This is a genomic window from Mesorhizobium sp. M0088 (genome assembly GCF_040322895.1).
Taxonomy (GTDB): Bacteria; Pseudomonadota; Alphaproteobacteria; order Rhizobiales; family Rhizobiaceae; genus Mesorhizobium.
Genome location: NZ_JAMYUI010000001.1, coordinates 145389 through 158689, shown reverse-complemented (window position 1 = coordinate 158689; position 13301 = coordinate 145389). Strand labels below are relative to the sequence as shown.

Below are 13301 nucleotides of genomic sequence, written 5' to 3'. Positions count from 1 at the left end.
AAATATCAAAATCGCTCGTCAATTTCCTGCCGTCAGGCCGCGCCCATCACCTGTCGCGCGATCACCACTTTCTGTACGTCGGAGGCACCCTCATAGATGCGCAGCGCGCGGATCTCGCGATACAGGCTTTCGACGATGTGGCCTTTGCGAACGCCGTCGCCGCCATGCAGCTGCACGGCCTTGTCGATCACCTCTTGCGCCTTGTCGGTGGCAAACAGCTTGGCCATCGCCGCCTCGCGGGTGACGCGGGGCGCGCCCATGTCCTTGGTCCAGGCGGCGCGGTAGACCAGCAGCGCCGCGGCATCGACGTCCAGCGCCATCTCGGCGATATGACCCTGCACCATCTGCAGTTCGGTCATTGGCGCGCCGAACAGTTTGCGTTCGGACACCCGTTTGATGCTTTCATCCAGCGCGCGCCGGGCAAAGCCGAGTGCCGCCGCACCAACGGTCGAGCGGAACACGTCGAGCACCGACATGGCGATGCGGAAGCCGTCGCCGGGCTTGCCGATCCGCGCGGCGACGGGCAGGCGGACCTGATCGAAAGACAGGCGCGCCAGCGGGTGCGGCGCGATCACTTCCAGCCGTTCGGCGATGCCAAGGCCCCTGGCGTCGCCAGGCACGAGGAAGGCGGAAAGCCCCTTGGCGCCCGGCGCCTCGCCGGTGCGGGCAAAGACGACATAGAGGTCGGCGATGCCGCCATTGGAGATCCAGGTCTTTTCACCCGACAGAACGTAACTGTCGCCGTCGCGGGTCGCCGTCATTTCCGTGTTGGCGACATCCGACCCGGAGCGCGGTTCCGACAGGGCGAAGGCTGATATCGCCTTGCCGGCACGTGTCTTCGCAAGCCATTCCTGTTGCTCCGGCGTGCCGAACAGGCTGAGCGCGCCGGTACCCAGCCCTTGCATGGCGAAGGCGAAATCGGCCAACCCGTCATGGCGGGCGAGTGTCTCGCGCGTGATGCACAAAGTGCGGACGTCGAGTGGCCCCGGATTGTCGGGGTCGAGCGCCGTCGGCTTCAGCCAGCCGTCTCGCCCGAGCTTGCTGACCAGCTCGCGGCAGGCGGCGTCGACATCATGGTGGGAGACGGGCAGGTTTTTCGCGCACCATGCATCGAGGCGCTCGGCGAGCTGACGATGGCGGTTTTCGAAGAACGGCCAATGGAGGAAGGAACGATCAGGCATGGGTGCTTCCACCACTATTCTCCAGGCCCTGCGCTCTACGGCGCCGGTAGGACAGAGGGGAGCGCTGTCCCGCCGACGTCTCCACGAAATGCATCATCCTCAATCCCCCTCGAACACCGGCTTTTCCTTGGCCACGAACGCCTTGTAGGCGCGCTCGAAGTCGCGGGTCTGCATGCAGATTGCTTGCGCCTGCGCTTCCGCCTCGATCGCCTGGTCGAGGCCCATCGACCATTCCTGGTTGAGCTGCGTCTTGGTGATGCCGTGCGCAAAGGTCGGGCCGGAGACGATGCGCGCCGCCATATCGAGCGCGTCGGCCTCGATCGATGCGGCATCGACCAGCCGGTTGTAGAAACCCCAGCGCTCGCCTTCATCAGCCATCATGGTGCGGCCGGTGTAGAGCAGTTCTGCGGCGCGGCCCTGGCCGATGATGCGCGGCAGGATCGCGCAGGCGCCCATGTCGCAGCCGGCGAGGCCGACGCGGGTGAACAGGAACGCGGTCTTGGCTTCCGGCGTGGCGATGCGGATATCGGAGCTCATCGCAATGATGGCGCCGGCGCCGACCGCGACGCCGTCGACCGCCGCAATGATCGGCTTGCCGCAATTCAGCATCGCCTTGACGAAATCGCCGGTCATGCGGGTGAAGGCGAGAAGCTGCTTCATGTCCATATTGACCAGCGGGCCGATGATGTCGTGGACATCGCCGCCGGAGCAGAAATTGCCGCCATTGGAGAGGAACACCACGGCGTCGACATCGTCGGCATAGACGAGGTCGCGGAACATGTCGCGCAGCTCGGCATAGCTGTCGAAGGTCAGCGGGTTCTTGCGCTCCGGCCGGTCGAGCCGGACCTTGGCGATCCTGCCCTCGACCTCCCACAGGAAATGCTTCGGCTTGCGCCCGGCCATTGCGGTCATTCGCGTCCCTCCCAGTTGCTGCGAAACGAGGTCAGCATGCCGGTCAGCCGGCGCGCGTCGTCCTCGCTGACCTTGCCCAGCAATTCACCGATCCAGCCTTCATGCGCCGCGGCGATTGTGGCGAAGGCTTGCGTGCCTTCCTCGGTCAGCCGCACCATCGACGTGCGGCGGTCGCCATTGCGCCTCGCGCGGGCGACAAGTCCTTCCGAAACCAGCCGGTCGACGATGCCCGTGACATTGCCGTTGGAGACCAGCAGGAAGCGCGACAGGTCGCTCATCAGCATGCCTTCCGGCATCCTATAGAGTGCTGCCATCACGTCGAAGCGCGGCAGCGTCGTGTTGAACTCCTTCTTCAGCCGCTCGCGCAGCTCGGCCTCGATCGTGCGCGAGGCTCGCAGCAGCCTGATCCACAGCCGCAAGCGGTCCTTGCCGGGTCCCGACGGCGCGGGCAGGGGGCCGGCTACCATGTTTCGCCTCCTGAGATGGAAATCGCCTGTCCGGTTATCGATTGGGCGGCGTCGCCGCACAGCCACAGCACGGCGGCGGCGACCTCATCCGGCTGGATGAAGCGGCCTTGCGGGTTGGTCGAGGCGAGGCTTGACCGCGCTTGCTCGACCGAGCGGCCGGTCTTCTCGATGATGCGCTGGATGGACTCTTCCAGCATTTCGGTTTCCACAAAGCCTGGGCACACCGCGTTGACGGTGACGCCCGATTTCGCCGTTTCGGCGGCAAGCGCCCGCATCAGGCCAACGACGCCATGCTTGGCGGCGACGTAAGACGCGACGTAGGCGTAGCCTTTCAGGCCGGCGGTCGAGGCGATGAAAACAATTCGTCCCGTCTTCCGCGCGGCCATGCCGGCCAGCGCCGGCTTCACCGTCAGGAAGGCGCCGGTCAGATTGACGTCGAGCGTCCGCTGCCAGTCGCTGAGCGCGGTTTTGTGCGCCGGGGCGCTGCCGGCCATGCCGGCATTGGCGACGACGATGTCGAAGGGGCCCCGCGCGGCTTGCGCCCTCTGGTAGAGCGCCGCCATTGCCGCCTCGTCGGTGACATCGGCGGCGATGCCGAAGATGCGGTCGTTCTCGCCGGCCACCTCAGTGAGCTCTGCTTCCCGGCGGCCGCAGATGGTGACGTCGATGCCCGCACCCGCCAGCGCCAGCGCGATGGCCCGGCCGACGCCGGAGCCGCCGCCTGTGACCAGCGCATGCTTGCCGGGGATCGTCGAGACGGTACTCATACTTTCAGCCCCGCGGCCGCTTCGCGCTCGGCCAGACGGTAGAGCTGGTCGCGCCCGGGCAGATAGGGATCCGGCCATTTGACACCACGGTCGCCGAGCGTGACGGCGGCGTGCAGTGTCCAGTAGGGATCGGCGAGATGCGGCCGTGCCAGCGCCACCAGATCGGCGCGGCCGGCCATCAGGATCGAATTGACATGGTCCGGCTCGTAGATGTTGCCGACCGCCATCGTCGCCATGCCGACTTCGTTGCGGATGCGGTCGGAAAACGGCGTCTGGAACATGCGGCCATAGACAGGCTTGGCCAGTGCCGAGGTCTGGCCTGCCGAGACGTCGCAGATGTCGACGCCGGCCTCGAGCAGCAGCCGTGCGATCTCCACCGCGTCGGCCGGTGTGACGCCCTCGATGCCCACCCAGTCATTGGCCGAAATGCGCATCGAGATCGGCTTCTCCGCCCGCCAGGCAGCGCGCACCGCGCGGAAGATTTCGAGGGGATAGCGCATCCGATTGTCAAGCGAACCGCCATATTCATCCGTGCGCCGGTTGGTGACCGGCGTGATGAAGGACGACAAGAGATAGCCATGCGCAGCGTGGATCTCGAGCATGTCGAAGCCGCAACGATCGGCCATCTCGGCCGAAGCCACGAATTCGTCGCGCACGCGGTCCATGTCGGCGCGATCCATCGCCTTCGGCACCTGATTCTGCGGCGACCACGCGACAGCCGAGGCCGCCATCACAGGCCAGTTGCCCGAGGTCAACGGCATGTCGGTGCCTTCCCAGCCGAGCCGGGTCGAGCCCTTGGCGCCGGAATGGCCGATCTGGGCGCAGATCTTCGCCTCGGTCTCGGTGTGGACGAAATCGACCAGCCGCTTCCACGCCACCTCATGTTCGGGCGCATAGAATCCCGGACAACCGGGCGTGATGCGACCTTCCGGGCTGACGCAGGTCATCTCGATATAGAGGAGCCCGGCGCCCCCTTTGGCCCGCTCGGCGTAGTGGGTGAAATGCCAGTCGGTCGGGCAGCCGTCGACGGCCTTGTACTGCGCCATCGGCGAAACGACGACGCGGTTCTGCAGCCTCATGTCGCGCAGCTTGAACGGCGCGAACATCGGCGCGCGGCGCAGGCTGTTGCCGCCGGCGCCCGCCTGGCGCTGGAACCATTCCTCCGCGCTTTCAAGCCATTCGGCATCGCGCAGTCGCAGATTCTCGTGACTGATACGCTGCGAGCGGGTCAAAAGCGAATAGTTGAACTGCACCGGATCGAGGCCGAGATAGCGCTCGACCTCCTCGAACCATTCCAGCGAATTGCGCGCCGCCGATTGCAGCTTCAGCACCTCGGTGCGGCGGGCATCCTCATATCTACGGAAGGCGGCATCCAGGTCCGGCTCGGTTTCGACATATTCGGCCAACGCCACAGCGCTTTCCAGTGCCAGCTTGGTGCCGGAGCCGATCGAGAAATGCGCCGAGGCCGCCGCATCGCCCATCAGCGCCAGATTCTTGTAGGACCAGCGCTCGCACAGCACGCGCGGGAAATTGATCCAGGCCGAACCTCGGATATGGTTGGCATTCGTCATCAAGGCGTGGCCGCCGAGATGTTTTTCGAAGATGCGCTCACAGACAGCGATCGATTCCTGCTGCGACATCGCGCCGAAGCCGAAAGCAGCCCAGGTCTGTTCGCTGCATTCGACGATGAACGTCGCGGTGTCGCTGTCGAACTGGTAGGCGTGCGCCCAAACCCAGCCATGCTCGGTCTTCTCGAAGATGAAGGTGAAGGCGTCGTCGAATTTCTGGTTGGTGCCGAGCCAGACGAACTTGCATTTGCGGGTGTCGATGTCGGGCTTGAAGATGTCGACGAAAGCGTTGCGCGCCCTGGAGTTCAGGCCGTCGGCCGCGACAACCAGATCATGCGTCTCCATGTAAGGTTTTGGATCGGCGATGTCGGTCTCGAACATCAGCTTGACGCCGAGTTCGCGCGCCCGGCGCTGCAGCAGGACCAGCAGCCGCTTGCGGCCGATGCCGCAGAAACCGTGACCTGACGAGACCGTGCGCACGCCGTCATGGATGACGGCGATGTCGTCCCAATAGGCAAAGTGCTTCTTGATCCAGACGGCGCTGACCGGGTCGTTTTTCGACAGATTATCGAGCGTCTCGGCCGACAGCACGACGCCCCAGCCGAACGTGTCGTCGGCGCGGTTGCGCTCGAACACCGTCACATCGTGCGCGGCGTCACGGATCTTCATCGAAATGGCAAAGTAGAGGCCGGCTGGTCCGCCGCCGAGAACCGCAACCTTCATGTCTGCGATCTCCTCTTCGCTTGCTGGAGTTCAGTATCGCGCCGGCGACACGATATTTCAAGCTTAAAGTTTTATATCAAAACGATTGTCCTGACATGGTGAAAGCGCGCCTGCGTGTCATCGCGCAAGCGCGCTGCTGGATCACTTTTCCGGGTTCTTCGGGCTCCACAGCACCGTCTCGGCGCCCTTCTCATAGGCCATGCCATGGGGATAGCTGATCGCCTCCAGTTGCAGACCCCACGGCGCCTGGAAGTAGAGGATGGTCTGGCCGGCGGCGGGCCCTTCCTTGACCGGCAATGGTCCCATCCTTGTCTTGACGCCCTTGGCTTCGAGATAGGTTTTGGCAGCAGTCACGTCGTCGACATAGAACGCGATGTGGAAGCCGCCAATGTCGCTGTTCTTCGGCGTCAGGTCCTTCTGGTCCGGTGCTGTGTATTTGAACAGCTCGATGTTCGAACCATAGCCGCAGCGCACCATGGTGACCTCTTCGATCACCGCCTTCGGGTCGACGCCAAGGAGATCCTGCATGAAGGTGCCCTTGTCGTCGGCGAACGGACCGAACGACATCGCCTTCTTGCAGCCGACCACTTCGGTGAAGAAGTCGACCGCCTGCTTCATGTCGGGAACGGTGATGCCGGTGTGGTCGTGGCCGCGCATGCCCGGGATCGAATCCGCCGAGGCCATGCCGGCGCTGCCGAGCATCGCGGCGGCCAGCGTTGCAATTGCGATAGTGGTCTTCATGTCAGTCCTCTCCATTTGGCGGGACTTGGGTCTTTGTGGTCGCACGCCCGAGGCCCGCTCTTCGGCGTGCGTATGCATTCATGTCGGCGCTTTGGCGGCGGAAGGAATGTCCAGCCAGCTCGCATCGATCTCGGGCAGCGGAATGGCCGCGATGAGATCGCGCGTGTAGCTTTGTCGCGGCTTGTCGAACAAGGCATCGGTGGCGCTCGCCTCGACGATCACGCCTTCGCGCATGACGATCACTTGCCGGCACAGCCGCCGGATGACAGACAGATCGTGGCTGATGAAAGCGACGGTCAGCCCCATTTCCGCCGCCAGCTTTTCCAGCAGCGTCAGGATCTGCGCTTGCGTCGACACGTCGAGCCCTGAGACGATCTCGTCGGCCAGCACGAATTTCGGCGACAGCGCCAGCGCCCGCGCAATGCCGACGCGCTGGCGCTGGCCGCCCGACAATTCGTGGCGATAGCGGCTGGCGAAACTCTGCGGCAGGCCGACACGCTGCAGCGCCTCAGCGACGCGCGCCTTGAGATTGTCGCCGAGGCCATTTTGCTTGAGTGGCGCGGCGATAATGCTTGCAATGGTGCGGCGCGGGTTGAGCGACGACATCGGATCTTGGAAAATCATCTGCAGATTGCGCCGCAGTGGCCGCAGTTCCGCTTCCGGCAGATGCGTGATGTCGCGGCCGTCGAAAGTTATGCTGCCGGCGCTCGGTTCCAGCAACCGCACCAGAGCACGGCCGAGCGTCGATTTGCCGGATCCGGATTCGCCGACGATGCCGGTCACCGAGCCCCTGGGCAGGTCGAAATCCAGGCCCTTCAGGATTTCGACCAAGGGCGCGCGGCCGATCAGCGGCTTGCGCGTCATGTCGGGCAGCGCGACCTTCAGCCCGCGCACGGAGAACAACGGTTCAACCATGCGACCGCCTCCAGGCCTGGTCTGCGGCAGCGATCTCTGAAGCAAGCCCTGCGAGGACTTCGTCGTCCACCGGCTTCAGCGAGGCGAAAGGATCGGTGTAGCGTGGCGTCGCCGCCATCAGCGCTCGCGTGTAGGGATGCTGCGGTGCTGCGAAGAGGGCAGCCGTGTCGGCCTCCTCCACCACCTTGCCGGCATAAAGCACCGAGACTCTCTGGCTGATCTTGGCGACGACGCCGAGATCATGGGTGACGAACAGGATCGCCGTGCCATGCTCGCGCTGCAACTGCACGATCAGCCGCAGGATCTGTTTTTGCACGGTCACATCAAGCGCCGTGGTCGGCTCGTCGGCGACGATCAGCCTTGGCTCCGCGGCGAAGGCCGCAGCGATCAGCACGCGCTGGCGCATGCCGCCGGACAGTTCGTGCGGATAGCTTTTCAGCACGCGGTCGGGATCGCGGATTTGCACCTCGTCCAGCAATTGCCGGATGCGGGTATCGGCCTTCTCGCCACTCCAGCCGAGGATGCGCACCAGCCGGTCGGTCATCTGCGAGCCGATGCGCCGCGACGGGTTGAGCGCGGTCAGCGGGTCCTGCGGGATCAGCGCCGTGCGCGCCCCAATCAGCGTGCGTCGTGCCTTGGGCTGCAATTTGCCGAGGTCTTCACCCTCGAGCAGCATGTCGCCTTCGACAATGCGCACGCTCGACGGCAGCACACCGAGCACCGCCTTGCCGATCATCGTCTTGCCGGCGCCGCTTTCGCCGACCAGCGCGCGGACCTCGCCGGGCTGGACGGAGAGCGACACCGAGCGCAATACGCGCTGGCCGTTGGGCAGCACCGCGCTCAAATCCCTGATGTCGAGGCAGGCGCTCATCGCAGCACCGGATCGAAACGCGTCTTCAGCGCCTCGCCGAACTGGCTGAACGACAGCACGGTCAGGATCAGCGTGATCAGCGGGAACACCAGCACCCACCAGGCCTGATGGATCGACAGCCGGCCCTCGGCGATGATGCCTCCCCAGGTCGGATCGTCGGTCGAGATCGACAGATTGACGAAGGACAGGATCGCCTCGACGATAACGGCGATGCCCATTTCCAGCGACAGCAATGCGACGATCGACGGCACCACATTGGGCAGCACTTCGCGCAGCATGATGCCGATGCGGCCGTAGCCGGCAATGCGGGCATTCTCGACATAGTCCATGCGCGACTGACCCATTGTCTCGGCACGGATCACCCGGCAGAAACGCGTCCAGTCGATGATGGCGATGGCCAGGATGACGGAACTCAAGCCCGTGCCGAGCACCGCCACCAGCAATATGGCGAACAGCACCGGCGGAAAGGCCATCCAGACATCGACGACGCGCGAGATGATGCGGTCGGCCCAACCGCCGAAATAGCCTGCGATCAGGCCTAGCGTCGAGCCGACCAGGCACGCAGCGACGGCTGCGGAAAAGGCGACGATGAAGGCGATGCGGCCGCCAAAGATCAGCCTCGACAACAGATCGCGGCCGAGGCTGTCGGTGCCGAGCCAATAGCCGGGTTCGGCTCCATTCATCCAGAATGGCGGCAACCGCTCCAGCATCAGATCCTGCGCCAGCGGATCCTGCGGCGCGACCAGCGGCGCGAAGATTGCCGCCAGAAGCGCCAGCAGCAGCCAGCCGCCGGCCAGCCACAGGCGTGGCGACACACCTCGCCTTCGAGCACGGCCCTCATCCATGGCGCAGCCTCGGATTGAGCAGCGCATACATCATGTCGACGCTGAGATTGATCAGCACGAACAGCAGCGCGAAGACCAGCACGATGCCCTGGATCAGCGGCAGGTCGCGGTTGATGACGGCGTCGATCGCCATATTGCCGAGGCCCTCATAGGAGAACAGCCGTTCGACGATGACGGTGCCGCCGATCAGGAAGGTGAACTGCACGCCGACCAGTGTCAGCGTCGGCAAAGCGGCATTCTTCAAGGCCTCGCGCAGGATGACCTGCGTTTCCGAAAAACCCTTCACCCGTGCCAGCACGACGTAGTCGAGGTCGAGCACTTCCTTCAGCGACTGTTTCAGCAGCTGCGAGATGATTGCTGCCAGCGGCAGCGCCAGCGCCACGGCCGGCATCAGCATGTGCTTCAGCAGATCCCAGGTGAGGTCGAGGCGCAGGCGCAACAGGCTCTCGAACAGATAGAACTGGGTGACGAAGGGCAGGTCCAGTTGCGGCGACACCCGCCCGGAAATGTCGAAGATCGGCACCAGCACGCCGAACAACAGGATCAGCACCAGGCCCCACAGGAAATCGGGAATCGAAAGCGCCGCGCCGCTGGCGATGTCGATGCCGGCCTCGACCGCCGTGCCGCGTTCGCGCGCGCCGATGATCGCCGTCGTGCCGCCGATCGCCACCGCCATCACAAGCGCGACGATGGCGAGTTCCAGCGTCGCCGGCAGCCGGTTGAAGACGAGACCCAGCACATCCTGCCGCAGCGAAATCGAAGTGCCGAAATCGCCCCGGGCCACGCCCGACAGCCAGATGAAGAATTGCTGGACGATGGTCTTGTCGAGGCCGTAGAGCGCGCGCAGCCGGGCAATGTCGGCATCCGTCGCGCCGGGCGGCAGCATCATGGCGATCGGATCGCCGGGTGCGACGCGGATCACGACAAAGACGACGACGGCCACGCCGAACAGCGTGATCAGCATCGTCAGAAGGCGGATCAGGAATCGTTGCAGGAGCATGTAAATCTTTGCAGGAGCTCGTTGGCTCGTATGCCGGATAGAAATGCGCGCCGTCGCTATGGACGGCGCGCGGCAATTCCAGGCCGATGTCAGGCCGGGGTCATCAGGGCCGGCAGCAGCGCGCCGGACACATGCTGCACCACATTGACGCCCTTGGCATGCACGATCGGCTGCGCATACTGGATCAGCGGCAGCACATAGGCCTGCTCGGCGATGTATTTGTCGACAGCCTTCCAGCCGGCGATGCGCTTGGCCTCGTCCTTTTCGCCCCACAGCGGGTTGATCATGTCGATCAAATCCTGGCTGTCCCACACCGAATGCGGGCTCGGGCCGTACATGGCAAAGCCGGTCGAGGTGGTCGGATCGCCGATGGCATTGCCCCAATTGTAGAAGGCGGCCGGCGCCAGCTTGTCGGCGGCGCGCAGTTCGTAGTGCTTGGCGATCTCGTAGACTTCGATCGTCGCCTCGATGCCGACCTTGCGCCACATGCCGACGATCGCCTGGATCATCTCATAGTCCTTGGGCTTGAAGCCCTTGGTCGTCTGGATGGTGAACTTGACCGGCTTTTCCGGCGAATAGCCGGAAGCGGCTAGCAATTCCTTGGCCTTTTCCGGATTGTGCTCGACCTTGATCGACGCGTCGTAGGATGCGTATTCCGGCGTTTCCAGCGTATCGATCGGCTGGCCGTAGCCGCGCAGCAGGCGATCGACCAGCAGCTTCTTGTCGACGGCCATCACGGCGGCCTGGCGGACGTTCTTGTCCAGCATCGCCTCGATGTCGTTGAAGAAGATCATGCCGATGTCGGAGACGTTCTTGCACGAGCCGGCAAGCCCTTCCTTGGCGATCAGCCGGTCGTACTCCTCGTAGGGGATTTCGAGCGTCACCTGCGAGGAGCCGGATTCGATCTCGGCGACGCGGCTTGCCGCGTCGGCGACGAACTTGATCGTCACATTCTCGAAGGCCGGCTTGCCGCCCCAGTAGTTCGGGTTTGCCTTGAGCCGCAGGAAGGCGTTGCGCTCGAACTTCTCGACCATATAGGGGCCGGTGCCGATCGGCGCCTTCTCGAAACCTTCGGCGCCGACCTTCTCGTAGTAGGCCTTCGGCATGATGTAGCCGGTCAGGAACGACATCCATTTGAAATAGACCGGGTCGAACTGCACGACATCGCCGGTGATCTTGTTGCCGTCGATCTTGAAGTTGTTGACGTTCTTCCAGACGAACTGGATCGGGTTGCCGGTCTTTTCGTCGCCTGCCCGCTGCAGCGACCAGACGACGTCCTCGGCCGTGAACGGCGAGCCGTCATGCCAGGTCACGCCCTCGCGCACCGTCATCATGATCTTGGTGCGGTCGTCGTTCCAGCCCCATTCGGTGAGCAGGCCCGGCGCGAAGGACAAATCGGGCTTCTGTGGGATGAACTGGTCGAACACCGACTGGTACAGCCCCTGGATGGTCGGGTTGACGGCCGAGGGGCCGGTGGTTGGATCCCAGGATGGCAGGTTGACGTTGTAGGCGATGGTCAGTTCGCCGGCAGCCGCCCTAGCGATCGACGGCAGGCCGACGGCGGCCACCCCGAGTGCCGCGGCGCTGTATCCCAGCAATTCACGTCTGTTGATTGTCATGGTCGTTCCCCTTGTTGGTTTTGTTTCTGCGCGCGGCGTCTTCAGGTCATTGGTTCAGGCTTCTTGGGCAGCAGCGCCTTGCCCCTTGTAGCCTCAAGGAAATCCTCGGCTCCTACCTCCCGCCAAGCTGTTGTGCGAGCATGAAGCCCGACGCCGCACCGGTGCCGGCGCCCGGCCATGTCGCGGCTCCAGTGAGGTGCAGATGCGCCACCGGCGTGTTCCAGCCGGCATAGCCGCGCGCCGGGCGGAACAGGAAGTTCTGCGCCAGATGATGGCTGCCGCAGACCTGGTCGCCGCCGACGAGGTTGGGGTTCTCGCGCTCCAGATCGATGGGCGAGAAGACGGCACGGCCGAGGATCTTGTTGCGCAGGCCGGGAGCATAGGTCTCGATGATGTCGAGGACACGCTCGGCGTAGGCTTCCTTCACCTTGTCCCAATGGTCCGGCGCGATCTTGCCGGCGGCATCGCCCAGGATTTCGGCGGGCAGCATGCGCACCTGCACCCACAGCACATGCTTTCCCTGAGGCGCCCGCGACGGGTCGATCGCCGTCGGCTGGCCGACAACCAGCACCGGCTCGTCCGGCAGCATGCCCGCCATCGCCTGCTGATAGGTGCGCGACATGGCGTCGAGCGACGGAGACAGATGCACATAGGCGAACTGCCGAAGCTCCGCTCCGGCGCGCCAGTCCGGCAGATCGTCGAGCGCCAGGTGGATCATCATGGTGCCCGGCGCGTGGCGGAATGTTTGCATCGCCGTATCGAAGCCGGCATCGCCCGAACCGTTCGCCAGCAGCTTGCCGGTCAGCGCCTTGGGCGCGACGCCGGCGATGACCGCCTTGGTGGCGCTATGCGTTTCACCCGAGGCGAGCCGCACGCCGGTAGCCTTGCCGGCTGAAACCGTGATTTCCGCTACCTCGGCCCCGGTGACGATCCTGCCGCCGGCGGAGGTCACCATGCCCGACAGCGCCTTGATGATGGTGTCGGCGCCGCCCTTGCCCAGCACCATGCCGAAGCTCTGGTTGGCCATCGATTCCAGATAGGGGAAGACGGCGCCGCCGGCGATGTCCGGCGCGAAGTCGAGATGCATGCCCCAGGTGGCGAGCGTTGCCCTGATATGCGGCGACTCGAAAGTTTCCTCCAGCCAGGCGCGGGGTGAGGACAGCAGCAGCCGGCCCGTATCGAGCGCGCCGGCAATGCCCTTCTTGCGCCACAGGTTCCACGCCGTGCCGGCAAGCGCGCGGGCACTCATCGGCGAACCCAGCAGCCGGAACAGATGCTCGGCCTCCGCCGGGAAGGCGGCAACCAGCCTGCGCCATGTGGCGGCGTCAGTGGCGGAGAAGGCGGCGATGCGCGCGGCGGTCTTTTCCAGATCGTTGCTGACGCCGAACCAGCGTCCGTCGGGGAATGCGCTGGCGAAACAGTCGGCGACCGGGGCGAACTCCAGCCCCTGTGCTTTCAATTCATTTGCATATTTCCGGTGGAAGGCCGAGCCGGCGAAGAGGGTGAGATTCATCGCGCCGAAATCGTGGCGGAAGCCGGGGAGGGTGAATTCGCGCGTCTGGACGGCGCCGCCGATTGTTGCACTGCGCTCGAAAATCCCGGTTTTCCAGCCTTTGAGCGCCAAATGCGCGGCGCATGCCAGACTGTTGTGGCCGGCCCCGACAAAGATGGCGTCGAACTGGCTCACGCCTC

General features: G+C 64.5%; 12 protein-coding genes. All 12 read right to left on the bottom strand.

The features are described from left to right. Nucleotides 1-32: 32 nt before the first annotated feature. Nucleotides 33-1181 (bottom strand): acyl-CoA dehydrogenase family protein, encoded by a 1149-nt coding sequence (locus NKJ67_RS00730; protein ID WP_352580123.1) that lies wholly within the window; start codon nt 1179-1181, stop codon nt 33-35. Between the two features lie 99 nt (nt 1182-1280). Then, complete coding sequence (locus tag NKJ67_RS00725) at nt 1281-2093, bottom strand: enoyl-CoA hydratase family protein (RefSeq protein WP_352580122.1); 813 nt, start codon at nt 2091-2093, stop codon at nt 1281-1283. Then, nucleotides 2090-2560: a MarR family winged helix-turn-helix transcriptional regulator gene (locus tag NKJ67_RS00720; RefSeq protein WP_127271381.1), complete on the bottom strand. Its 471-nt coding sequence runs from the start codon at nt 2558-2560 to the stop codon at nt 2090-2092. Before NKJ67_RS00720 ends, NKJ67_RS00725 begins: the two co-directional genes overlap by 4 nt. After that, the gene (locus NKJ67_RS00715; protein WP_352580121.1) at nt 2554-3327 is read right to left on the bottom strand and encodes an SDR family NAD(P)-dependent oxidoreductase; all 774 of its coding nucleotides are present in this window, start codon (nt 3325-3327) and stop codon (nt 2554-2556) included. Before NKJ67_RS00715 ends, NKJ67_RS00720 begins: the two co-directional genes overlap by 7 nt. Further along, nucleotides 3324-5618, bottom strand: a complete 2295-nt coding sequence (locus tag NKJ67_RS00710) for a bifunctional salicylyl-CoA 5-hydroxylase/oxidoreductase (protein WP_352580120.1) — start codon at nt 5616-5618, stop codon at nt 3324-3326. The genes NKJ67_RS00715 and NKJ67_RS00710 overlap by 4 nt, the downstream gene beginning before the upstream one ends. 141 nt (nt 5619-5759) lie before the next feature. Then, nucleotides 5760-6359, bottom strand: coding sequence for a VOC family protein (locus NKJ67_RS00705; protein WP_352580119.1), 600 nt, complete (start codon nt 6357-6359; stop codon nt 5760-5762). Between the two features lie 78 nt (nt 6360-6437). Beyond that, complete coding sequence (locus NKJ67_RS00700; RefSeq protein ID WP_352580118.1) at nt 6438-7274, bottom strand: ATP-binding cassette domain-containing protein; 837 nt, start codon at nt 7272-7274, stop codon at nt 6438-6440. Continuing rightward, nucleotides 7267-8145, bottom strand: coding sequence for an ABC transporter ATP-binding protein (locus tag NKJ67_RS00695; RefSeq protein ID WP_127269248.1), 879 nt, complete (start codon nt 8143-8145; stop codon nt 7267-7269). Before NKJ67_RS00695 ends, NKJ67_RS00700 begins: the two co-directional genes overlap by 8 nt. Next, nucleotides 8142-8990, bottom strand: coding sequence for an ABC transporter permease (locus NKJ67_RS00690; RefSeq protein ID WP_127269247.1), 849 nt, complete (start codon nt 8988-8990; stop codon nt 8142-8144). Before NKJ67_RS00690 ends, NKJ67_RS00695 begins: the two co-directional genes overlap by 4 nt. Beyond that, nucleotides 8983-9990: an ABC transporter permease gene (locus NKJ67_RS00685; RefSeq protein WP_027039637.1), complete on the bottom strand. Its 1008-nt coding sequence runs from the start codon at nt 9988-9990 to the stop codon at nt 8983-8985. Before NKJ67_RS00685 ends, NKJ67_RS00690 begins: the two co-directional genes overlap by 8 nt. An 89-nt stretch (nt 9991-10079) precedes the next feature. Beyond that, a complete protein-coding gene (locus NKJ67_RS00680; protein WP_352580117.1) occupies nt 10080-11609 on the bottom strand; it encodes an ABC transporter substrate-binding protein in 1530 nt (509 codons plus the stop codon). Between the two features lie 112 nt (nt 11610-11721). Then, complete coding sequence (locus NKJ67_RS00675; protein WP_352580116.1) at nt 11722-13296, bottom strand: phytoene desaturase family protein; 1575 nt, start codon at nt 13294-13296, stop codon at nt 11722-11724. Between the last annotated feature and the right edge of the window lie 5 nt (nt 13297-13301).

Bases quoted from the DNA above. Each gene is read 5' to 3' on its own strand.
- NKJ67_RS00730 (WP_352580123.1), bottom strand. From the start codon at position 1,181: ATGCCTGATCGTTCCTTCCTCCATTGGCCGTTCTTCGAAAACCGCCAT.
- NKJ67_RS00725 (WP_352580122.1), bottom strand. From the start codon at position 2,093: ATGACCGCAATGGCCGGGCGCAAGCCGAAGCATTTCCTGTGGGAGGTC.
- NKJ67_RS00720 (WP_127271381.1), bottom strand. From the start codon at position 2,560: ATGGTAGCCGGCCCCCTGCCCGCGCCGTCGGGACCCGGCAAGGACCGC.
- NKJ67_RS00715 (WP_352580121.1), bottom strand. From the start codon at position 3,327: ATGAGTACCGTCTCGACGATCCCCGGCAAGCATGCGCTGGTCACAGGC.
- NKJ67_RS00710 (WP_352580120.1), bottom strand. From the start codon at position 5,618: ATGAAGGTTGCGGTTCTCGGCGGCGGACCAGCCGGCCTCTACTTTGCC.
- NKJ67_RS00705 (WP_352580119.1), bottom strand. From the start codon at position 6,359: ATGAAGACCACTATCGCAATTGCAACGCTGGCCGCCGCGATGCTCGGC.
- NKJ67_RS00700 (WP_352580118.1), bottom strand. From the start codon at position 7,274: ATGGTTGAACCGTTGTTCTCCGTGCGCGGGCTGAAGGTCGCGCTGCCC.
- NKJ67_RS00695 (WP_127269248.1), bottom strand. From the start codon at position 8,145: ATGAGCGCCTGCCTCGACATCAGGGATTTGAGCGCGGTGCTGCCCAAC.
- NKJ67_RS00690 (WP_127269247.1), bottom strand. From the start codon at position 8,990: ATGGATGAGGGCCGTGCTCGAAGGCGAGGTGTGTCGCCACGCCTGTGG.
- NKJ67_RS00685 (WP_027039637.1), bottom strand. From the start codon at position 9,990: ATGCTCCTGCAACGATTCCTGATCCGCCTTCTGACGATGCTGATCACG.
- NKJ67_RS00680 (WP_352580117.1), bottom strand. From the start codon at position 11,609: ATGACAATCAACAGACGTGAATTGCTGGGATACAGCGCCGCGGCACTC.